We start from the raw sequence: 22,240 nt of genomic DNA on the forward strand, positions 1-22,240 counted from the left end.
GCTTCAGGACCGTGAATACCTCACCCTCTTTTGAGCGTTCCACACCGCAGACACTTTTATCTGAACATGAAACTACAGGGCTGTATCGCCGGGTGGGGTTACGCGTGCTGCTGCTTATGGCTCTGACATATCTGATGGACAGCCTGGACAGGCTGAATATTGGCTATGCACAACACCAGATTTCAGAGCGAATTCACCTCTCTTTGCAGGATTATGGATTTATCGCCGGCATTTTTTTTGCAGGGTATGTGTTATTTGAAATCCCCGCCATATGGTTAATGGAACGTACAGGGGCGAGAAGAACCTTTGCTCGTATTACGTTTTTATGGGGGCTGACCTCAGCCAGTATGTGTTTTGTACATACTGCTTTTGAGTTTTCCGTTTTACGGTTTCTCCTGGGTGTATTTGAAGCTGGCTTTGCACCAGCCTGCCTGTTTTACTTTTCTTTATGGTACCCTGAAAAACGTATGGCCAGAGTTGTCTCCCTTGAGCAGAGTATGGGGCCGTTCGCAGGTATTATTGCCGGCCCTCTCTCAGGTTTTATTCTGGACAAAATGGACTACGCCGGCGGCATTGATGGCTGGAGATGGATGTTCTTCCTTGAAGGTCTTCCTTCCATTGCCCTGGCTGTAATTATTTACATGACACTGCCTGAAAGCCCACAGGAGGCAAAGTGGCTCACAAATAATGAAAAACAATACCTTACCCGGCATGCATCAGGTAACCATTATATCAGTCATAATGGCTTTAAGGATGTTCTGACTGACCGTCGTGTCTGGTTCCTCGGCCTGTCTTTTTTATCTGTCATTTCAGGCATATACACAATCGGCTTCTGGCTGCCTCATATTATCAGGCAAACAGGTGTTTCTGCTAACCTCACTATCGGCCTTCTTTCGGCTATCCCTTATATTTTTGCAGTACCGTTTATGTTGTTCTGGTCTGCCAGAGCAGATAAATGCAGGCGGAGAATACCCTGTGTTTTATACCCGTTAACCCTCTCCTCTCTTACTTTTCTGGCCTTCGGGTTTGCGGGCAGTACCAACACGATCTTTGCTATCAGTCTGATTACTCTTTCAACTATTACACTTTATGCTGCCTATACTGTTTTTCTCGCTATTCCCTCCGATATTCTAAAAGGAAAAGGCGCTGCCACAGGCTATGCCATCATCAATATGATGGGGCTTATGGGTGGTTTTCTCAGCCCTTATCTTATCTCACTGACAGAACATCTGACCGGGAGCATCTATTATGGTCTTATGCAGACAGGCGTTCTGATGTGCCTTGGGGCCCTGCTTCTTTATGCAGGCAACATAGAGAATACAAAAAACACCTGAAGAGCCCGACATACGGTCTGATCACACGGCCCTGACAGACAGCCTCATCGATATAGTGCCCGATATCTGACACTCGTTCAGGAAACTGTCAGCTTTCACTGATATAACCACCGAAAGGTTACATAATTCAGCGAAAATTGATCACGGTTTAAACTCATGCCTGGTTGTTATCGGAAAGCAGCGAAAAAAAGGACAGGACAGTTACCTCGTGTTATACTCACCCTTCTCCTGCTTCCTGTCATATTTTCAGTGGCCCGGGCACAGGAGATAACATTTCCCCAGGCTGTTCAGATGGCCTGGCAAAGTGATCCCGATCATAATGAATTAAATACTAATTATCATTCTGCTACAGCGCGTGCTCATGCTGCGGGTTCGTGGTTTTCTGGCGGACCAACCATATCAGGTCAGTATTTTGACGATCATGCTATAGGCAGCAATGAAGGATATACCACCTATCAGGGTGGCATATCTGTGCCCTTATGGCTGCCAGGCCAGGGTACGGCTACAGTTAAAACTGCAAATGCAGAAGCTTTAACTGTAAAAGAACGGCTAAAAGTCGCACGTATGGCTGTCGCTATTAAAGTGCTCGATAGTACTGCGGCTGTAATCAGCGCAAAACGACACCTCGCTATTGCCAGAACATTACAGTCTTCTCTTGAAAAGCTTCAGCTCTCAGTCAGTCGTGGTGTGCAGGCAGGCGAAATGACCAGCTCAGACCAGCAGGCCGTCATAGCTGAAGTTGCCAATGCCCAAAGCGAATGCTCTCTGGCCACCGAGCAGGTCGAAAATGCGACATCAGCTCTGGAGATTATACTCGGGCGCCCTGGTGTTCCAGACCTTCTTTCTTACGATGAAATATCAGTCGCTCATGCGCGGGCACTCCCCCTGAGCCTTCTGGAAAAAATGGACCCCCGGGTAAAAACAGCTGAACAAAATGTAAGAACCGCCAATGCCGGCATGCGCCTGGCACGTGCCTCGTTTATGCCTAACCCCGAAGTCGGCATAGGTGCTATTCACGAAAAACAATACGGCAGCCCGTGGGATAACCGGGTAGGTGTAACTCTCTCCATCCCCTTACCCAGCACAGTCAGAAATGTACCAATTGAAACTGAAGCCAGGAATAAAGTCGCCACTGCAATTAATCAGGAAGAGCAGATACACCGTCGCGTCAGACAGGAGCTGACACAGGTTTTCTCACATCTGAGGTCAACCGAAAACACATTTAAAAATACATTACTGGCTTCTGAGAACATGAATAAACGGGCTAATGACATGACCCGTGCCTGGCAGGCTGGCGAAGTTTCCCTCATTGAGCTCTTACGGGCAAAGACTGCCGCATACTCCGCACTACAAATGCGCAACCAGGCGGAAGTTTCCTGGCATGCCGCAATCATCAGAGCCATAATTGCAGCCGGAGAATTTGAATGAAAGCTCAGCACAGGCACATGAACCGGATGAAGCGCTTTCTTCTGTTGCTTATTGCTCTGAATACAGGCCTCTGTTCAGCATATGCAGCGGCTTCAGATACCGTAATTACCATGAGTGCCGGGGCACAGCGCAACGCAAACCTGGTCATTTCTGCTGTACAAACCGGCACTCTGAACAATACGCTTGAGGCCATGGGCACCGTCACGGCAGAAGCAGGTCGTGTTGTGCGCATTCATCCTGCCGGCTCAGGCAAAGTACTCGACGTTCTGGTTGTTCCGGGTCAGCATGTAAAGAAAGGAGAGGTTCTGCTAACATATCAGGACCATTCTCTGCATTTACTCCATCTTGAAATCATCAAGGCACAGGCTGCCCTGACAACAGCTCAGGCAGCGTATCAGAATGCCGCTGCTGCCTATAGCAGAGGTAAAAAGCTTGAAGGCGCTACGGTCACTGTGGGGGAAACAACACGACGTTTTGCCACGCTTAAAGCCGCAAAAGACGACGTAACAGCCAGACAGGCTGATGTAGAAGCTCTCAATCATCAGCTTGAAGAAGACTATAATTCAGTCACAGAGACGAACAAACAAAAAGAACCGGAAATTTCGCAGATTATTTCACCCGCTGCGGCAGAAGTACAGTCCGTTTCTGTCGGAGCGGCTGATGATATTTCTCCTGCAACAATGCTGGTCACTCTGACCGACATGTCCTCAGTCTGGATCGTCTCAGACATCCTCCCGCATGATGCCGCAAGAGTGTCTGAAAATGGCATACAAACAACCGAGCTGCCATCAGAAACAGGAACAACTTTACTGCCTTCAAAAATAACCTCAGCAGGTGACATAGCAGACCCGGCCACAGGTCTTGTCAGGGTTATCAGTCGTATACCAAACCCTGACGGACATCTGCGCCCGGGCATGTTTCTCAACACATATTTACCGCTCAGAAAAACAACAACCGGGGTCATTGTGCCCGAAAATGCTGTGCAGGATATTAACGGGGCCAGCGTCGTCTTTATACCAGCCGGTGCTGATCATTTCAGCCCGCGGGCGGTTCAGGTCGGCGCATCAGGTAACGGTCAGAAAGTCATTGTCTCCGGCCTTTCTGACGGAGAGAAAATAGTCACTCACGGCGCGTTTGCTCTTAAAGCAGTCATGCTGATGTCTGATACAGGCGACGGAGAGTAATAGCTTCATGATGGCTTTTTTATCCGCTCTCTACGGGCGACGCTGGCTTGTGACTACCTTTTTACTGCTGATTTTTATCGCAGGCTGCCTCATGGTGCGTGACCTGCCGGTCGAGGCTGTGCCGGATATCTCCCCTCAGCAGGTTCTTGTCACAGTTGTTGCGCCAGGTCTCGCCACCGAAGAAATTGAACAGCTTATTACCTTTCCGGTTGAGGCCAGCATGGCCGGTATTCCTGACATCACAGATCTTCGTTCGGTTTCCCGCTCTGGCGTATCAGTCGTCTATGTACAGTTTGCAGATAATACAGACATCAACCTCGACCGCACCCGTGTGGAAGAGCGTATTCAGCAGGCAAAAGAGCTTATCTCCGTTCCTGGCATCAGTATTAATATCGGTCCGCTGACAACTGGCCTTGGCGAGATTATGCAGTTGCAGATTAAGGGCGAAGGATATTCGCTTATGGACCTGAACCGCCTGATGACATGGACTGTTGCCCCTCAGCTTAAACTGGTGCCGGGCGTTGTCGATGTGAATATAAGCGGTGGCGCAGAACAGACTTTTCAGGTCACACTTAACCAGGCCCGCCTGCTGGCACTTGGCGTGTCAGCCGGAGATGTTTTTCGTGCAGTGGATGGCAATAATGCTGCCTCTGGCGGAGGCTGGATTGAACATGGAGCAGAACAGCAGATTATTGCAGGACGCGGCCTGATCAGCTCTCTTGATGATTTTGCTTCAGTTCCGGTCCGGACAAATGCTGATGGTTCAGCTATTTTTCTGCGTGATATCGGGCAGGTTTCTATGGGACCAAGAACACGCCTTGGCGCTATGACACGTGATGGCCAGGGAGAGATTGTTACCGGTGTGGTGATGATGCAAAAGGGAGCAAGCTCAAACGCAACGCTTGCTGCTATTCATGCTGCCTTACCTGCTATTCGTCAGTCTCTCCCTCATGGTGTGACGCTCGAACCTTATTATGTGCGCTCTGCTCTGACTTCTGACACCATCAGCACCGTGAAAGAAAATCTTATAACCGGTGCTCTTCTGGTTGTGGGTGTCCTGATTGCTGTGACGGGTGAATGGCGTGCTTCGCTGGTTATTGCCTCCGTTATTCCGTTTGCGCTCGTCTGTGCCATGACAGGCATGCGCTGGTTTGGCATTTCTGCTAACCTTTTAAGTCTGGGTGCCATTGATTTTGGTATGATCGTGGACAGCTCTCTGGTTGTTGTTGAAAATCTGATGACACACCGCGCCCGTGATCAGAAAAACGGTCAGAAAACACCATTATCTGCCATGGCGCTATCCTCTGCGGCAGAGGTGCTGAGACCTGTCAGTTTTGGTATTTTAATTATCATTATTGTTTACCTGCCCATCCTGACGTTACAGGGGATCGAGGGTAAAATGTTTCGTCCTATGGCACAGACGGTCATTCTCGCTCTCCTGGCATCATTATTTTACTGCATCGTTGGGATACCCGTTATTGCCGCGATGACCATGAAAGCTGAAGGCGCACATCGTGACACACTCCTGGTCAGCCAGATGCGTCGCATTTACCTGCCTCTCCTCAACTGGTGTGAAAATCGCTCCGGGCTACTCTTTTCTCTTACGGCAGTCATTTTCTCCTGCTCAGTCTGGGTTGCCCTTCACCTTGGTGGCGAGTTTATTCCCTCTCTCGACGAGGGCATGCTCACTGTTTCAGCAACACGTCTGCCGAGTATTTCATTGCCTGAAGTACTGAAAGAAGTCAGTATCGAAGAACGTATTCTGCGCCGTTTTCCCGAGGTGACCAGTGTCGTGAGCTCTACAGGCACATCAGCTATCCCGACTGACCCCATGGGTCTTAATGAAACAGATAGCTTTATTTTTCTGAAACCTCCTTCGCAGTGGACAACAGCACACACGCAGGAGGGACTGGTCACAGCGATGAATAAAGCACTCAACAATGAACTGCCCGGTATGGAACTTTCATGGAGTCAGCCTGTGCAAATGCGTATGGATGACCTCCTCTCAGGTGTGCGTACCCAGATTGCTGTTTCAATATACGGAGATAACCTCGATACACTGGCTCATCTCGGCGACAGGACTGTCAGCATTTTAAAAGCTATTCCCGGAGCAGCTGACGTTGCTGCACAGGGAGAAGGCACTGTGCCTTTTATTCATATAGACATTGATCGCCGTCAGGCAGCCCGCCTTAATGTCTCTCAGCAGGAAATACTCAATGTGGTGGAGGCCATTGGCGGCCATATCGGACGGCCTGTTACAATTAATAACGCTCTGATCAGCACACAGGTACGATATGACCCTGCCCAGGCAGGAACGCGTGAACAGATCGGTCACCTGAGAGTGCGCCGCTCTGATGGAAAAGGGGCTGTTTTTCTGTCTGAGGTTGCCAAAATTACTGTGCAGAATGGTCCGCCTCGTATCAGCAGAGACGGAATACGCCGTCGTTTAATTGTACAGGCTAATGTACGCGGCCGCGACCTGAGTTCTTTTGTAAAAGAGGCACAAAAAGAAATCGGACAGAAGATAAAATTACCGGCAGGCTATCGTATTACCTGGGCAGGTCAGTTTCAGAACTTACGTTCAGCCATGGCACGACTGGAAATTGTTGTTCCCATAGCTCTTATTCTCATTTTCGTGCTCCTGACTGTCGCTCTTAATTCTGCCCGGCTTGCTGGCCTTGTTTTTATTAACCTTCCCGTTGCGGCAACTGGTGGAATTTTTGCTCTGGCCATGCGCGGACTACCGTTTAGTGTATCAGCAGGCATTGGTTTTATCGCCTTATCAGGTGTTGCTGTGCTCAATGGCGTTGTGCTTATGACTGCCATCAATACGCTGCGTCGTTCTGGTTATGCTGCTGCTCAGGCCGCATTTGAAGCCGCTAAAGACCGTTTTCGTCCGGTTATGGCAACAGCACTGGTCGCCAGCCTTGGGTTTATTCCTATGGCCATTTCAACAAGTGCCGGGGCAGAGGTCGAACGGCCATTAGCCACTGTTGTCATTGGCGGGCTGATCTCCTCAACTCTGCTGACACTGCTTGTGCTACCCTCCTTATATGCCCGGACGATGAAAAACCGTGAACGATGAAAATTCTGATTATTGAAGATGAAAAAGCTCTCGGCTCTGCTGTCAGAGATCGCGTGCGCCAGGCAGGGCATACCGTAGACTGGTTTACGAACCTGAGTGATGCCCGGGCTGCACTAAAAGTCTCTTCATATGATTTTTTATTGCTTGATCTGGGGTTACCCGATGGGAACGGACTTGAACTGGTGCGCGAAATACGCCGGCAACGATCTTTACTGGCCATTCTGATTACGACAGCGAGAGACCAGATCAGTGATCGTATTTCAGGCCTTTCAGAAGGTGCTGACGATTATATTGTCAAACCTTATGATCTTGATGAACTGGTCGCCCGTATTGATGCTGTCTCAAGACGTTATACTGCTTTACCGGATAATATTGTAACCTGTGGTAATATCATCATCGATTTATCACGACGCCAGCTTATACAAAACAAAAATACAATAGACCTCTCAGCGCGCGAATGGGCTGTTATTGAACTCCTGGCACGCAGACCTGGTGCACTGTGCAGCCGCGAACAGATTGAAGATGCTCTTTACAGCCTGAGCGATGATGTTGAGAGCAACGCGATTGAAGTTTTCATCAGCAGAATACGAAAAAAAACCAGTCCTGATCTTATTACAACCGTACGCGGCAGAGGATACAGGCTGGCAGGAATCAGCTTATGAAACAATGGAGCCTGGCATCACGCATTGTATCCGGGACACTCATGGTCGTGCTGGGCACCCTGGTTGTTCTGAGTATTCTTATTGCAGCTTTCACCCGTTTTGAAGTGACGGAGCGCCTTGACAACTCTTTGCAGGAAGTTGCCGAACGCCTTGAGTTTGTTGTCGGTAAACTTGATGAAAGCGGAAAAAATACTTCCATACCAGGCGGACGCATTGCCTATCTGTCAGGTGTCAACAGACGCACACTGGCATATCAGATTGCCGGAACAGACGGACATCTGGAAGTCAGGTCACAAAATGCACCACCAAAGCTATTTATACCTGATCTCAAAACTGGTTTTTACAATGCTCCCTCATTTCGGGTCTATGTTGTGCCCTCAGCCTCAGGGCACCATTATATTCTCGTAGGAGAGCCTGACTTTCACAGAAACGAAGCTGTAAGACGGGCTGTTCTTATTTCAATTTTACCAATGATTATCTTTTTTCCGGCAATATGGATTTTGGTACGGTGGCACGTGCGACATGCAATGCGCCCTCTGACATGCTTACAGCAGGAAATAAGAAGTCGCGGAGGCTCTAATCTGGAACCGGTGCCGCCGCTTGATTTACCAGAAGAACTTGTGACTATTCATACAGCTGTTAATCTTTTACTCGAACGCCTTAAAATGGCTCTGTCCACCGAAAGAGCTTTCGCTGCCAATGCAGCTCATGAGCTAAGGAATCCTGTCGCAGCGTTGCTGGCACAGGTTCAGCTGCTAAAAGCAAAGCTCGCTGCATCAGACCATGAAGAACAAGCCAGAACAATTATGCAGCAGACCCGGCGTATCGGAAGAACAATGGAGAAACTGCTTCAGCTTTCAAGGGCAACATCAGGTATTGCTCTGAGTGGGGAGAGTTTTGATCTGATTCCAGTTATTCAGTTTTTAGCAGAAGAGCTTGAGCGTGAGAATCACTGTATTATAAAAATTTCAGGTGTTAACAGCTTACTCCTTACAGGAGATATGGATATTGCTGGCATTTTGTTTCGTAACCTTCTTGAAAATGCTGTTCTTCATGGATCATCCGGACAAGCTGTCAAAGTAAAAATTACTGAGGACCAGTGTGTTATGATTACCAATGACTGTGTTTCACTCTCTCCTGAGAATCTGAAAGATCTGGAAAAACCATTTATCAGAGGTCAGACAAATGCAGACGGGAGCGGCCTGGGACTTGCCATTGCACGGCAAATAACTGAGCAGCTTGGAGCTGAGATGAGTGTCACCTCACCGATCCCTGAGCAAACAAGAGGTGTTATGGTTAGTATAAAATTTCAGTCATCTAAAAAAAATAAAAAATGATAAAAGTTTTTACATACCTCATCATTTCTTAGATTTGTTTTTTTGCTGAGAATCTCGGATACGCCCCATAATATACGCACCGGCTGTCACAGGCTCATAGCAGGATGCCTGCCCCTCAGGCAAACCAAGATCCCGGGGATTAATAACAGCATCAAAGTCAGGATCATAAAAAGTCGCAATAGAAAAGCGTTCTTTACCTGATTTATTTAAAACACGGTGCATATTAGAACGGTAACGATTATTAGACCACCGGCATAATAAATCACCAATGTTAATCACAAGAGTGCCGGGCACAGGTGCTGCCGGAACCCATTCATTCTGAAGATTCTGCACCTCGAGGCCGCCAGTATCATCCTGCCATAATAAGGTAATACAACCATAATCTGTATGAGGGGCAACACCGTAGGTAATGCTTGTTGTGTCAGCGGGCATTTGAGCCGGCGGGTACCATATGGTCTGTGTTCTCTGCAACGGATAATGATATTTTTTTTCAAAAAAATTACTGTCAAGATTGAGAGAGTTTGCAACAGCCTTTAGCAGTAACTGCCCACACTGAGCCGCAGCCTGATAATAATTTAAAAAAGCCTGCCTGAATGCCGGCCGTCCTTCAGGCCATACATTAGGCCCCTGTAAATCGTTCTGCGGCGGGCTTTCCATTCCATCCGGCGGAAACTCAGGACCGATCTGAAAAAATTCTTTATAGTCAGGACGTTCGGCACCATACATAATCGTACGGTTAAGCGCATTAAACCCACGCACTGCCTGTTTTGGGCGATACTGATCTTTTTCTGAAAGAGGAAGATGAAAAAAATCAAGAGATTCCCGGCGCAAATTTTCAATATATGCATCAGGAATACCGTGATTTTTTACATAACAGAAACCAGAGGTAATAAAAGCATGATGAATTTGCTTCCCCGCAAGAGCAATGTCACCTGCACGAGCAGGAGCAAGATCAATAACGGGTATAAAACTATTTTCAGTCATTACGTTATTCCCTCCTCTTTGTGAAAAAATTATAAAATTATCCTGAATAAGCTACTTTCTTTCTCTTGTGGTATCAGGATATTTTCAGAATTATCTGATACAACACAGCTCCAGACTTCACCCGGAAGAAGTCTCATATCTGATGAATCATTACGTAACAAAACCCATCGTCCGACAGATGGAAAAATAAATACTCTCTGCGTTCCTTTATTTTTTCCTGAAAAAGAAAATTGTTTGTCAAAAAAAGAAAAATCTATTTTTTTAACCTTATCTTTCTCATCTTTAATCATCAGGTTTAAAGCCTGGACACCTCCGGCTGAGCATGCAGACAAAACATCCTCATCTCCGGAAAATTTAATGGGACTATTCTTATTTTTTATCAGGTGAAACCACGATTTATCTTTTGCAGACAACGCAACCTCACCCTGGCTCAGTATAGCAAAATAACGCCACCAGCCCGGGAAACGCGAAAAAGGTGCATCATTCAAAATATCAGCCACACTCAAACGCCACTGCAATCCGGCCCCAGAGGTTGTCTCCTCTGCAATAAGACGCGTGACACCCTGACCATTACGCCAGGGCTGCGCCCTGATTTCAGATAAACACTGGCGTCGCCACATCAGCCGGCAACTTCAGGCAGCATTTTACCTGGGTTTAAAATATTATTGGGGTCAAAAGATTTTTTCATCATACGCATAACATCCAGGGCAACTGAACCATGCTCGCGTTCCATAAATTCCTTTTTACCAAAGCCGATCCCGTGCTCGCCGCTACATGCCCCGCCCAGAGAAAGCGCACGTCCGACAATTTTACGATCAAGCTCAAGCGCACGCTCCAATCCGTCAGGCTCAGGCGGCACAAGAATAACCGTATGGAAATTACCATCACCCACATGCCCGACAATAGGGGCAAGCAGGCCTGACTCCTCAATATCGCGCTTACTGCCAGTAATCAGCTCAGTCAAAGCCGAGACCGGCACAACGGCATCAGTCGCCAGCCCCCGGTGATTAGGGCGGTAAGCAAGACAGGCCCAGAAAGCATTATGCCGGGCTTTCCATAATTCATTACGGTTTTCGGGGTTATTACTCCACAAAAAGCCTTTACCATTATGGTCATCGACAACACTCTCCATTGTCTCAACCTGCTCTTTCACAGCAGCAGGCGCACCATGGAACTCGAAAAACATCGTCGGGAGGACATCATATCCCTCCATTTTAGAGTAACGAATGCATGCATCCATCTGCACTTCATCCATTAATTCCATACGACCAACAGGCAGGCCGAGCTGCATGGTTGTTACAGCAACATTGACAGCATCTTCCAGTTTTTCAAACTGACACACGGCTGTCGCTACAGCCTCTGGCTGACCATGTAAGCGCAGCTGCACCTCAGTAATAATGCCTAATGTCCCCTCCGAACCTACAAAAAGACGTGTCAGATCATATCCGGTGGCAGATTTACGCACCCTGCCACCTGTACGCATCACACGGCCATCTGCCAGAACAACGGTCAGACCAAGGGTATTTTCACGCATTGTGCCATAACGCACAGCAGCTGTGCCTGAGGCACGGGTGGCACACATCCCCCCCAGCGTAGATTCTCCACCCGGATCAACCGGAAAAAACAACCCGCTGTCACGCAAATAAGCATTAAGAGCATGACGCGTAACCCCTGCCTCAACACGGCAGTCCATATCCTCAGCATTCACTTCAAGGATACGGGTCATACGGGAAAGATCGAGACTAATACCCGTCTCTGAAGGGGTAACATGCCCTTCAAGTGAAGTGCCCCCGCCAAAAGCCACAACCGGCACAGAATGCTCGTTGCAGGCTTTAAGAACAGCTGAAACTTCTTCAGTACTTTCGGCAAAAATAACCGCACCAGGCAGACATCCCTCCTGCCAGCCCTCGCCATGAGCATGATGCTCACGCACAGCTTCTCCGCGAGAAATACGATCACCGAAAATTTCAGCTAATTCTGTCAGAACATGTTCAAGGGCAGACATAATAAACTTTCCACAACAAAGCGATGGCGAATCTGCTGTCTTACAAACTCAGATCAGCGAGAGCGTGAAGAACTGTATCATTTTCCTCGGGCAGGCCAATACTGATACGCACCCAGTTTTCAAAACCAGGCTCTTTCCACGGCTTAATAATAATGCCTCGTTCAAGTAACGCATCTGCAAGCTGAGCTGCACCCTGCGTCGTGCGGACAAATACAAAATTGGTCCAGGCAGGAGCAACAAAAAAACCAAGCTCTCTGAGGGCCTTCGCCATGCGTTCTCTTTCGGCAATCCCTTTTCGGATACAGTCTTTCATATATGCGACATCTGCAAGCGCCGCACTGGCCGCAATCTGGGCCGGCATATTTGTGTTAAACGGATCGCGCACAGTATCAAGCACTGAAGCAACTTCCTCTGACGAGGTCAGGGCATAGCCAATACGTAAGGCTGCCAGCCCATACGCTTTAGAAAAAGTACGCAGGATAATCCAGGGGCGCCCCTGCTTCTCGAGTAATGCACGCGCATCAGGATAGTTCGGGTCTTCCTCTGCATATTCCCGATAAGCTTCGTCAACGACAATGAGGGCATCCTGCGGACAGGCCTCGATCAGCTCAGAGAGATCTGCTCCGGTCATCATACAGCCTACCGGATTAGAGGGGTTTGAAAACATTAAAATTTTCAAAGGTTTCTTTACCGCAGCCAGTAAGGCAGCCTGATCAAAAGTCGCTTCTGCAGTGACCGGAACAGCATCGACCTCAGCCCCCATCATACGGGGATAAATTTCATGCAGACCAAAAGCTGGCCTGACCGTTACCACACGATCACCTGACGAAAGATATGCCTCAGCAATCAGGCGGATAATCTGCTCTGAGCCATTCCCGACCAGAACACGCTCCACCTCTGTCATATGCGCCCGCGCAATATCATGACGCAGCAAAGCGGCACCCGCATCAGGATAACGCCCCAGCCGGTCTGCCAGACCTGCCCACCCGGCTTTAACCTGCGGTGAAGGGCCATAAGGATTCTCATTACTTCCCAGCTTAACAATCGTTGTAAGATTATAACGCCTGCGGACCTCATCTTCTGAAAGACCAGCATTATAACGGGGCAACATCGAGACTTCAGCCCGGCACAATGCCTTATGACCTGAAAATGAGAGTGCTACAGAATCCGACATCCCGAAGAAACCTCCTGCCTTAAGCGGTATTCGTCATTAATGTATAGACATTTAAAACCTGTAAAGAGAGAAATGTATAAGATTTGTTCCCTGCGCATATTTTACACTCATCGGGACAGGAGAAGCCTGAAGGAAAAGCCCGGAAACACTGTGTTTTTCTTAATAAATTTGAAAATATGTTAATATTTAATAATATTTTCACTCATTTCATCTCAGGGCATACAAAAATTCTACGCCTGTTTTTTCTTCTTGACCGATCGTGTACATACAACATATTGTTTTGATATCGGAACATGAGGAAAACCGCTTATGGCCCTTCCTGCTCATCAGATCATGTTGGACGACGCAACCATTTCAGCATTTCAGACTGAAGGCGTAGCCGTTGTTCGCGGCGCCTTCTCAGACTGGACAGAACTTCTGCGCGATGGCATGGCAGCCACCATGGCAGCTCCCAGCCCGCTCGAACGCTCTTACCAGCCTGAAGGCTCTGCTCCGTTTTTTCAGGATCTGTGCAACTGGCAGCGTATCCCACAATTCAGAAAATTCATCGAAAACTCACCCGTTGCAGGTATAGCCGCCCAGCTGATGCAGGCGCGTGAGGTACGCTTTTTTCATGACCACGAACTGGTCAAAGAACCTGGCACAACATTAGTAACCCCATGGCACCAGGATAGTCCGTATTACTGCGTGACGGGAGAGAAAACACTCAGTTTGTGGATACCTCTTGATCCTGTCTCAAAGGATCAGTGCCTGGAGTGTGTGGCTGGCTCACATAAGGAGGGTATAATTCACCGCCCCCGGCGTTTTGACGGATCGAAACTGTATAAAGACGATTCTCTGCCAGAAATGCCCGACATTAATGCAAACCGTGATGCATATACTATCCGCAGCTGGGACCTTGCCCCGGGGGATGCCATCGCTTTTGATTTTCGTATAATCCACGGTGCGCCGGCCACAACCGGCACAACGCAAAGACGACGTGTGTTTTCTGCCCGCTGGGTAGGAGAAAATGCCCGTTTTGCTGACAGAGGCGGCAAAGGCTCCCCCCCCTTCCCGCACCTTACACTCAAAGACGGAGACCCGCTGGAAGGACCCGACTTCCCCCTGCTGTATAAAGCAACAGCCTGAACAGAAATGTGGAGAAGGTGGCATGACAAAATATGATCATTCCTGGCGCCTTCTTTTCTGTCTCACTATCAACTGTTTTCTTACCCCAATATTCTGCTTACCGGCTTATGCAGAGTGCCTTGATGATATTCGTCAGGCAGGCATGCTAACGGCTGGCAATGCGCTTCTTGGCGCACACCCCTCCCTCTGGCAGGATAAAGAGGGCGTCTATCATGGTATTGACGCAGACCTTTTACAGGAACTGACCAAAAGGCTGGGTATACCGCACTCACAATTTATCATCACAGAATGGACCACACTGGTCCCGGGCCTGAAAGTCGGCCGGTGGGATATTATCCTGTCTGACCTGACAATTACTGAAGAGCGCATTGCCTATGCGCATATCGCTTACTCACGCCCTTATTTTATGTTGTATGACCGCATTATCGTACCAGAAAACTCCCCTCTTCATACTTTGGATGATCTGAAAAAAGCTAACCTGGGGTCTGTGCTGGGCACAACAGATTCAATGACGGCTCATATGCTGGTCGATAAAAATATTGCTGCAAAAGTAAGCGATTTTAATACCTTTGGTGACCCGTTTGTTGCCCTGAGAAACAAACAGGTTGATGCTGTCGTTGTCGACCAGGGCACTCTGCAGGCTCAGAAAGAGCACTTTGCAGGACTGCGCACTATCGGACCTCCACTTTTTTATGAACCCAAACCTGCCTGGAAAGATGCCCAGGCAAAAGCCAGCTACCGTCTGGGCGATGAGGGTATTGTCGTGCGTAACACCTGCCCTCTGCTGCTTAAAGCTATTAATAAAGCAATGGATGATATGAAACAGGATGGCACGCTTCGCACCATCCTCAGGCGCTACCATGTCTGGGAAGAGTTGCAGGACCACCTGAACCAGAACGAACAGACGGAGTAACACAATGAGCGTTTTCTGGTCTGAAGTGCATGAATATCTGCCTTTTCTCCTTAGTGGCGCAGAAGTAACTCTTCAGCTCTCCTTCATCAGCATGGCCGGAGGCATGATACTGGGTTTTCTCACAGCTACAGGGCGGCTGTCCGGCAGTCGCCTCATACGGTGGCCGCTTGAGGCCTATGTCGAAATCTGGCGTGATACACCCCTTATTGTGCAATTACTGCTTATCTATTTCTCTCTCCCTGAGCTGGGTATTATTCTCCCTGCGTTCTGGGCTGGTGCACTGGGCCTGACCCTGAACCTGTCAGCCTATCTGTCTGAAGTCTACCGTGCAGCCATTCAGGCTGTTGATGAAGGACAGAAATCTGCGGCCATTTCGCTGGGCATGTCACCTCTTCAGATTTACCGGCGCCTTATTATTCCTCAGGCTTTTGTTGCTTCTCTCCCCACCCAGGGCGGCTATTTTATTGCTTTGCTAAAAGACTGTTCTCTGGTTTCTTTTATCTCTGTCAACGAACTTTTACGACATGCAACAATCGTCATCTCGAACACGTTTGACAGTATGAACACGTATCTGATGGTCGCACTGATCTACTTCATCATGAGTTTTACCAGCGCACGCTGTGTCAGCTGGCTTGAACGTAAACTCACCCCTTCACGCCACACCAAAGGTGGCGTTGCCAATGTCATGCCAGAAGCTGTGGAAGGGATTACACCATGACAACAGCAGCTCCGGTGCTAACGCTACAGCAGGTTTATAAATCATATGGCAGTCACGCTGTTCTGCGCGGTGTTGACCTGACTGTTTTACAGGGAGAGGCTCTTTTTATCATCGGCCCCAGCGGAGGAGGTAAATCTACTTTACTGCGCTGCATTAACTTTCTCGAACGTCCCGAAGCTGGCAGCATCACCTTTCTGAACCAGAAACTCTGCCAGCACTATCGCTCACACTTTGAAATTGCCCCTGAAAAACAACTGCGGCAGGCAAGAGCCCGCATGCCTATGGTTTTTCAGCAGTTCAACCTCTTTTCACACCAGACCACCCTGGAAAATGTGATGGAAGCACTGTTAACCGTCAAAAAACTCCACAAAGATCAGGCCGTCATACTGGCACGCCACGCGCTGGACAGAGTCCAGATGCTGCAAAAACAAAACAACTACCCCCACCAGCTTTCAGGCGGCCAAAAACAACGTGTCGCCATAGCCCGGGCACTGGCGATGGAACCTCCTGTTATTTTGTTTGATGAGCCAACAAGTGCACTTGACCCTGAGCTGGTCAGCGGCGTGCAAAGTATTATTCGTGACCTGTCAGCACAGGGGCTGACGCTGCTGACTGTCACACACGACCAGGCCTTTGTACAGTCAACCGCACACAAAGTCTGTTTTTATGCTGATGGCCATATCGTGGAAAGCGGCCCGCCAGAGCAGATTTACAACACACCCCGCACTGAACGGGTGCGTCAGTTTGTTCATTCTGTCAGTGCCCGCCATCACTGATTTTTATTACGATAAAGAAATATACTAATGCCATATAATACTGCACAGGAAAATACTATTATGCCCACAGATATCGCTGGCACGCAGGATCACGGCATGACACTTCCATCCACTGAGCAACCCACTACCGGTACAGCCGCAACAATTGAACACAGAACCATCTACCCCATTCCTCACTCTGAAAGAATGGGACACCCGCGCGACCTGTTCTCCGTCTGGTTTGGCACGAACACTACTATTCTGACAGTTATTACCGGTGCACTGGCGTCAGTAGTTTTTCACCTCCCCCTCATGACAGGCTGCCTGGCTCTTTTAGCCGGCAACCTGATTGGCGGTGTCTTTATGGCACTGCATGCGGCACAGGGACCACGACTGGGGGTGCCGCAAATGGTACAGACATGTGGGCAGTTTGGCTCCATGGGAGCTGTGCCTATGATTGCCCTGGTGGTCTTTATTTATGTTGGTTTCTCAGCTTCTAACCTGGTTGTCGGGGGTGAGGGCTTTCAGTTATCTGTGCCATGGCTTGGCTACACAGGCGGCGTTTTGGCTGTCACGGTGCTGTCAGCTTTCCCTGCCTTCTGGGGGTATCGCACTATTCATGCCATGACAAAAATCATCTCTGTGGCATGCGGAGCCGCCATTATATGGGCACTGGTCGTCGTTATGAGCAACAGTGACGCCATGGCAACCCTCCATCATTTCGGACACACCACATTATCAGGCTTTATGGGTGCCGTCTCTGTTGCTGCTTTGTGGCAGCTGGCTTACGCGCCTTATGTATCAGACTACTCACGCTATCTGCCAGACAGCAAACAGGGAGCACAACACGCTTTTCATGCTACATACTGGGGCTCTGCTCTGGGCACAATCCTTCCTATGTTTCTTGGTGCAACACTGGGGGCAGTCACACCCCATGGCTCAGATATTCTGCCAACGCTTATGCATTATCTGGGCAGCGGCGGCCCGATTGTCATGGTTACTCTGATTATCGGCATTACTGTCGCCAATGGTATGAGCATATACTGCGGTAGCCTGTCTTCCCTCATGCTACTGCAAATGGCCTGCCCCAAACGTCATTTTGGCATGAAAACACGTATGTTGATTACAGCAGGAATCATGCTTTTTGTGCTCGCACTCACTATGCTCATGACGCACAATTTTATGGAGACATATACAGAATTTCTTAATTTTCTGATGATCATTATGATCCCATGGACTGCGATCAACCTGATTGATTACTACCTTGTGCAACATGGCACTTATGATGTCGCTTCATTTTTTAAAGCGGACGGAGGCCTGTACGGGCGTTATAATACGCCTGCCCTTATATGCTACGTAATTGGCATTGCTGTGCAAATTCCTTTTATATCAAATACGTTTTATACCGGCCCTTTTGCCAGCATGATGGATCATACCGATATTTCGTGGGCTGCCGGCCTTATTCTGACATCACTGTTTTATATACTTTCTATCAAATACCATAAGGTTTCGTAAAAATCATAACCTGAACGAGTTTATCTGACACAACCAGGCGCGCAGACACTCTGCGCGCTTTTTGCTAATCATGCCTCCAACTCAGGTGCACACTTTATCGCGCAACGTATCATCTTGTTGTTGCTTTAATTTTTCATAAAAACCACATTTAAAAAATATTTCGTAATCGTTTCGAATCCTATTGACCTAACTCGTATGGACAACTTAGGGTTCTTATCGAAATTGGTGCATCAAAATCAAAAATTGCTGAACCAATAGAACAAAAACATATTGTCTATATCTTTTCTTCTCCTACCCCCATAACTGCACCGGTGGAGTTCAGACGCATGAGACCCAGCACCGTTTCACTGACCAGACTATTACTATTGTCCTCCGCGTTTATTCCGATAGGCAGCGGTTATGCGCGAGCGGCAACCCCGGTTCATAAAACACCGCACATCACTGCACGAAAACATATTCCACCGGCCAGAAATGCAAGAATTGTATCTAAAGCCAGTGTAAAACAAAAAACAGTCACACCACAGGAACCTGCAACTTATCTCAGTTCCACATCTGAACAGTTTGAAGTACGCTCACATAATGTGCCACATGGTGCTGTGGTCACTATTGGCCAGAAACTTCTGTCTCAGGCTCCGGCAGGTACAAACCCTCTGAAAACTCTGGCACAGCTTCCTGGCATCATGTTTCAGACAGCACAGCCACAGGGTATTGATGTCTGGTCTAACCAGGTATTTATGCACGGCTTTCAGCAGCAGGAAATCGGGATGACTCTCGATGGTATGCCTCTGGGAGAACAGACTGTTCGTAACTATAACGGTCTCAATACTATTCAGGCTATTTCGTCAGAAAACGTTGCCCGCATTGTTGTGTCTGAATCAGCCGGAGCCGAATCTGTTGCAGCGACAAACAACCTTGGCGGTTCGTTTTCCTACATCTCACGCGACCCCGCTCATAAATTTGGCGGCACCGTCACACAGGGTTTTGGCAGCTACGCAAACTTCCATACCTTTGCCCGTGTTGACAGTGGCGACCTCAACAGCACCGGCACACGTTTTTATGCCTCTTACATGCGACAGGACGGACAAATCTGGAAAGGCACCGGTGATCAGTTCATGCAGCAGGTCAACGCCAAATTTGTGCAGCCGGTTGGTGAAAGCAGCAGTATATCAGCCTTTTTTGACTGGGCAGACCTTCACCAGTTTTCGACTCCTGATGTCTCTCCCGAAATGCTCAGTAATGTCGGCTATAAAACAACTAATTATTATAACGGTAAGCAAAGCGGCCTTCAGGCAGCTATTAACGCCGCAAACGGTATATTTCCTCCTGGTTTTAATAAGCTCAAAGACCCGGAAGATTCTGCCTATTATGATGCCGTGCTGAATACTGATGATACATTTGGCGGCATTAAATCTCATATGCAGCTGACTGATAAACTCACCTGGGACACAACAGCCTACGGGCACGGAGAAACAAACCAGACAACCTGGACCACACCTTATTATTCATCACCTAACGGCTCACCATTGTCTGAGCTGGTCAAAGAACCCTCTATTCGTCGCTTTGGTATTCTTTCTCAGCTACATTACAATATTGCACATAACGATATCAGCGGTGGCGTGTGGTATGAAAATAACCATTACCAGTCAAATATGTTCGCATATGAAATGCCAAATATCGTTGATGGCCAGCTGACATCTGCCATTCCTAACCCCCTTGGGCACTGGTCAAACCCGTTCGCAAAAATTTATAACCAGACATATAATACCAATACATTCACAGCCTTTGTTCAGGACACCTATCGTATCCTGCCCAATCTGGCCCTACATTTTGGTTTCAAATCAGTGCTGGCAACAACGCGCGTAGGCAATGGTTTTATTAATGACGATTATTATGGCGCAGGCTCTAATATTGCCAGTGGCGTTGGTCTGACCACATCAAAACCATTCCTGCCACACATCAGTGCTGACTGGCACTTCCTGAAACATCATGAACTCTATTTTGATATTTCAGAAAACGTGCATACCTATGCACAATCTGGCTACAAACTCTCCAACTCCCCTTTTGCCATCTCCCAAACTGCGTTTGATGCTGGTCGCAACTCATTTAAACCAGAAACTGACTGGACCTATGCGCTGGGCTACCGGTACAATAGCCGCTTTGTCGGGGCGTCGGTTTATGCCTATCGCACAAACTTTAATAACCGACTGCAGCAAATCACTTCCGGTTCAGCCGTTAATCCTGTCTCTACAGTGTCTAACGTTGGTGGCGTAACCATGAATGGTGTAGATGCAGCCATTACAATCATGCCGATCAGGAACCTCTCTTTTACAAACAGCATCAGCTATGACCACGCCACTTACGATAATAACCTGACTGAAGCCGGCACATCTTATGGTACAAAAGGCAAGCAAATCGTTAACTATCCACGATTTATGTATAAAACACGTCTTTCATACGAATGGCGGGGTGTAACGGCTTATGTCGATGCCAACTATATCGGCAAGCGTAACTACAGCTATACCGGTGATGTCAAAATTCCTGGTTACTGGCTCAGTAATCTTGGCGTTCAGTATAATTTTGGCAAGCTTGAAGCCTTCCGCAACTCTGTTTCAGCGGTAAAAGACCTTACACTCAGCTTTAGCATCACAAACCTGCAAAATAACCGCTACATTTCAACAATGGGCGAAAACGGCAATCCTCTCAGCACAGGCCAGGGCGCGCTGGCTTATCAGTCTATGCTGGTTGGCGCACCGCGTATGTTCTTTGGCTCACTGAGTGCTAATTTCTGATATGTAACTAAAAAAAACCCCTGTTATCATAAGCTGATCACAGGGGTATACAGAGCAAAAAACAAAATCATTTTTGCCGTTTTAATACATCCACACCAGCTAAACGCAAACTTTCAACACTGTTGTGCCCTGAGAGGGCAAACACATCATATATCTCCCGGCGCAGCAGGGAGATCATCTCCCTGACCCCGGACTCTCCTCCTGCAGCAACTGCCCAGGCCCATGGCCTGCCTGATGCTGTAAGTGAAGCCCCCTGCGCAAGAGATGTTACAACATCACCACCACGGCGAATACCACTATCGATCACCACAGAACAATCCTGTCCGGCTGATTGTACAATCTCAGGCAAAACAGCAAGGGTTGCAGGTGCGGGGTCAAGCTGCCGGCCTCCATGATTAGAAACTATAACGGCATCAGCCCCGGCAGCCACACAACGTGAGGCATCATCAGCATGCATAATGCCTTTAACAAGCAGCTGACCGCTCCACTGTGCTCTGAACCATTCAAGGTCACGCCATGTCAGACCAGGGTCAATTTGCGATGCAGCATTCTTTGCCTGCTCAAGCAAAGAATGCCCCATGCCATAGGCACTTAAATTACGCAGCTGAGGCATACCATGACGCGCCATGCCAGCACCCCAGCGCCAGGCTGCCGCAAAAGAGGCCAGCTGAGCCAGAGATGGCTTACTGAGCCGCCTGAAACCATTACGCTCATCACGTGGCCGCAGTGGGGTAACAGGCGTATCTACTGTGAAAATAAGCGTACGCACACCACATTTACGCGCACGCTCCATCATATCACGGGTTATATCACGGTCACGAAAAACATAAATCTGAGCCAGAACATCCGCGCCCGGCACCCGGCATATTTCTTCAAGTGACGCGATTGAAAATGTTGATACACAAAAAGGAATTTTTTCTTTTGCCGCAGCTCGTGCAGCCATCAGATCACCACCCTGACGCATCATTCCCGCAAAACCAACCGGTGCCAGCATAAAAGGAGCGGAACAGTCATAACCAAGCCACTGCGTTGTTGTTGATACAGATGATACATCACGAAGACAACGTGGTTTGATCGTCCATTTTCTGAACTCATCCCGATTAGCCTGGAGTGTTCTTTCTTCATGGGCACCACCTGCCACATAGTCACGAAATAACCGCGGGAGGAATTTTTCTGCTTTTTTCTGTAACTCTGCACTATCAACACAGGCCATCATAACCTCTCAATAC

17 protein-coding genes are annotated in these 22,240 nt (G+C 48.3%); 12 read left to right on the forward strand and 5 right to left on the reverse strand.

The genetic code is table 11. From position 1 onward, the window contains the following. The first annotated feature begins 11 nt into the window (after positions 1–11). From GOB58_RS09970 to GOB58_RS09995, 6 genes are all read left to right on the forward strand, one after another. Entirely contained in the window at positions 12–1,334 is a 1,323-nt protein-coding gene (locus GOB58_RS09970; protein ID WP_173560097.1) for an MFS transporter, read from the forward strand. A gap of 291 nt (positions 1,335–1,625) precedes the next feature. After that, a complete protein-coding gene (locus GOB58_RS09975) occupies positions 1,626–2,762 on the forward strand; it encodes a TolC family protein (RefSeq protein ID WP_233133389.1) in 1,137 nt (378 codons plus the stop codon). Next, positions 2,759–3,946 carry an efflux RND transporter periplasmic adaptor subunit gene (locus tag GOB58_RS09980; protein ID WP_242005302.1) on the forward strand — a complete coding sequence of 396 codons (1,188 nt, stop codon included), beginning with the start codon at positions 2,759–2,761 and terminating at the stop codon, positions 3,944–3,946. The genes GOB58_RS09975 and GOB58_RS09980 overlap by 4 nt, the downstream gene beginning before the upstream one ends. A 7-nt stretch (positions 3,947–3,953) precedes the next feature. Next, complete coding sequence (locus GOB58_RS09985; protein ID WP_173560098.1) at positions 3,954–7,031, forward strand: efflux RND transporter permease subunit; 3,078 nt, start codon at positions 3,954–3,956, stop codon at positions 7,029–7,031. Continuing rightward, positions 7,028–7,693, forward strand: coding sequence for a response regulator transcription factor (locus tag GOB58_RS09990; protein WP_086635237.1), 666 nt, complete (start codon positions 7,028–7,030; stop codon positions 7,691–7,693). Before GOB58_RS09985 ends, GOB58_RS09990 begins: the two co-directional genes overlap by 4 nt. Further along, positions 7,690–9,030 carry a sensor histidine kinase gene (locus GOB58_RS09995; RefSeq protein ID WP_173560099.1) on the forward strand — a complete coding sequence of 447 codons (1,341 nt, stop codon included), beginning with the start codon at positions 7,690–7,692 and terminating at the stop codon, positions 9,028–9,030. The genes GOB58_RS09990 and GOB58_RS09995 overlap by 4 nt, the downstream gene beginning before the upstream one ends. A 21-nt stretch (positions 9,031–9,051) precedes the next feature. On the opposite strand, the gene GOB58_RS10000 is transcribed toward GOB58_RS09995, so the two are convergent. The 4 genes from GOB58_RS10000 to hisC are packed head-to-tail and all read right to left on the reverse strand — an operon-like array spanning position 9,052 to position 13,193. Beyond that, on the reverse strand, positions 9,052–10,014 hold the full coding sequence (locus GOB58_RS10000; protein WP_086635235.1) for an isopenicillin N synthase family dioxygenase: 963 nt from the start codon (positions 10,012–10,014) through the stop codon (positions 9,052–9,054). A gap of 29 nt (positions 10,015–10,043) precedes the next feature. Next, positions 10,044–10,634, reverse strand: coding sequence for a HutD family protein (locus GOB58_RS10005; protein WP_173560100.1), 591 nt, complete (start codon positions 10,632–10,634; stop codon positions 10,044–10,046). After that, positions 10,634–12,019: an FAD-binding oxidoreductase gene (locus GOB58_RS10010; RefSeq protein WP_086554861.1), complete on the reverse strand. Its 1,386-nt coding sequence runs from the start codon at positions 12,017–12,019 to the stop codon at positions 10,634–10,636. The genes GOB58_RS10005 and GOB58_RS10010 overlap by 1 nt, the downstream gene beginning before the upstream one ends. 40 nt (positions 12,020–12,059) lie before the next feature. Next, positions 12,060–13,193, reverse strand: coding sequence for a histidinol-phosphate transaminase (hisC, locus tag GOB58_RS10015; protein WP_173560101.1), 1,134 nt, complete (start codon positions 13,191–13,193; stop codon positions 12,060–12,062). A gap of 309 nt (positions 13,194–13,502) precedes the next feature. On the opposite strand from hisC, the gene GOB58_RS10020 reads away from it, so the two are divergent. From GOB58_RS10020 to GOB58_RS10045, 6 genes are all read left to right on the forward strand, one after another. Further along, on the forward strand, positions 13,503–14,321 hold the full coding sequence (locus tag GOB58_RS10020) for a phytanoyl-CoA dioxygenase family protein (protein ID WP_086554863.1): 819 nt from the start codon (positions 13,503–13,505) through the stop codon (positions 14,319–14,321). Positions 14,322–14,343: 22 nt separating this feature from the next. After that, complete coding sequence (locus GOB58_RS10025; protein WP_173560102.1) at positions 14,344–15,234, forward strand: substrate-binding periplasmic protein; 891 nt, start codon at positions 14,344–14,346, stop codon at positions 15,232–15,234. 4 nt (positions 15,235–15,238) lie between these two features. Further along, entirely contained in the window at positions 15,239–15,952 is a 714-nt protein-coding gene (locus GOB58_RS10030) for an amino acid ABC transporter permease (RefSeq protein WP_086635230.1), read from the forward strand. After that, on the forward strand, positions 15,949–16,728 hold the full coding sequence (locus GOB58_RS10035; protein WP_194299691.1) for an amino acid ABC transporter ATP-binding protein: 780 nt from the start codon (positions 15,949–15,951) through the stop codon (positions 16,726–16,728). Before GOB58_RS10030 ends, GOB58_RS10035 begins: the two co-directional genes overlap by 4 nt. Before the next feature lie 60 nt (positions 16,729–16,788). Next, a complete protein-coding gene (locus tag GOB58_RS10040; RefSeq protein WP_242005303.1) occupies positions 16,789–18,222 on the forward strand; it encodes a purine-cytosine permease family protein in 1,434 nt (477 codons plus the stop codon). 326 nt (positions 18,223–18,548) lie between these two features. Beyond that, complete coding sequence (locus tag GOB58_RS10045) at positions 18,549–21,011, forward strand: TonB-dependent receptor domain-containing protein (RefSeq protein ID WP_173560103.1); 2,463 nt, start codon at positions 18,549–18,551, stop codon at positions 21,009–21,011. Between the two features lie 67 nt (positions 21,012–21,078). On the opposite strand, the gene GOB58_RS10050 is transcribed toward GOB58_RS10045, so the two are convergent. After that, positions 21,079–22,227 carry an alpha-hydroxy acid oxidase gene (locus tag GOB58_RS10050; protein WP_242005304.1) on the reverse strand — a complete coding sequence of 383 codons (1,149 nt, stop codon included), beginning with the start codon at positions 22,225–22,227 and terminating at the stop codon, positions 21,079–21,081. Positions 22,228–22,240: the final 13 nt, after the last annotated feature.

The sequence above is a fragment of the Acetobacter thailandicus genome, assembly GCF_011516655.1.
Classification (GTDB): domain Bacteria; phylum Pseudomonadota; class Alphaproteobacteria; order Acetobacterales; family Acetobacteraceae; genus Acetobacter; species Acetobacter thailandicus.

Excerpts from the sequence above, each read along its gene's own strand:
- GOB58_RS09975 (WP_233133389.1), top strand. The coding sequence starts at position 1,626 with ATGGCCTGGCAAAGTGATCCCGATCATAATGAATTAAATACTAATTAT.
- GOB58_RS10040 (WP_242005303.1), top strand. The coding sequence starts at position 16,789 with ATGCCCACAGATATCGCTGGCACGCAGGATCACGGCATGACACTTCCA.
- GOB58_RS10020 (WP_086554863.1), top strand. The coding sequence starts at position 13,503 with ATGGCCCTTCCTGCTCATCAGATCATGTTGGACGACGCAACCATTTCA.
- GOB58_RS10010 (WP_086554861.1), bottom strand. The coding sequence starts at position 12,019 with ATGTCTGCCCTTGAACATGTTCTGACAGAATTAGCTGAAATTTTCGGT.
- GOB58_RS09995 (WP_173560099.1), top strand. The coding sequence starts at position 7,690 with ATGAAACAATGGAGCCTGGCATCACGCATTGTATCCGGGACACTCATG.
- GOB58_RS10000 (WP_086635235.1), bottom strand. The coding sequence starts at position 10,014 with ATGACTGAAAATAGTTTTATACCCGTTATTGATCTTGCTCCTGCTCGT.
- GOB58_RS09980 (WP_242005302.1), top strand. The coding sequence starts at position 2,759 with ATGAAAGCTCAGCACAGGCACATGAACCGGATGAAGCGCTTTCTTCTG.
- GOB58_RS10025 (WP_173560102.1), top strand. The coding sequence starts at position 14,344 with ATGACAAAATATGATCATTCCTGGCGCCTTCTTTTCTGTCTCACTATC.
- GOB58_RS09990 (WP_086635237.1), top strand. The coding sequence starts at position 7,028 with ATGAAAATTCTGATTATTGAAGATGAAAAAGCTCTCGGCTCTGCTGTC.
- GOB58_RS10005 (WP_173560100.1), bottom strand. The coding sequence starts at position 10,634 with ATGTGGCGACGCCAGTGTTTATCTGAAATCAGGGCGCAGCCCTGGCGT.
- GOB58_RS09985 (WP_173560098.1), top strand. The coding sequence starts at position 3,954 with ATGATGGCTTTTTTATCCGCTCTCTACGGGCGACGCTGGCTTGTGACT.
- GOB58_RS10045 (WP_173560103.1), top strand. The coding sequence starts at position 18,549 with ATGAGACCCAGCACCGTTTCACTGACCAGACTATTACTATTGTCCTCC.
- GOB58_RS10030 (WP_086635230.1), top strand. The coding sequence starts at position 15,239 with ATGAGCGTTTTCTGGTCTGAAGTGCATGAATATCTGCCTTTTCTCCTT.
- GOB58_RS10050 (WP_242005304.1), bottom strand. The coding sequence starts at position 22,227 with ATGATGGCCTGTGTTGATAGTGCAGAGTTACAGAAAAAAGCAGAAAAA.
- GOB58_RS10035 (WP_194299691.1), top strand. The coding sequence starts at position 15,949 with ATGACAACAGCAGCTCCGGTGCTAACGCTACAGCAGGTTTATAAATCA.
- hisC (WP_173560101.1), bottom strand. The coding sequence starts at position 13,193 with ATGTCGGATTCTGTAGCACTCTCATTTTCAGGTCATAAGGCATTGTGC.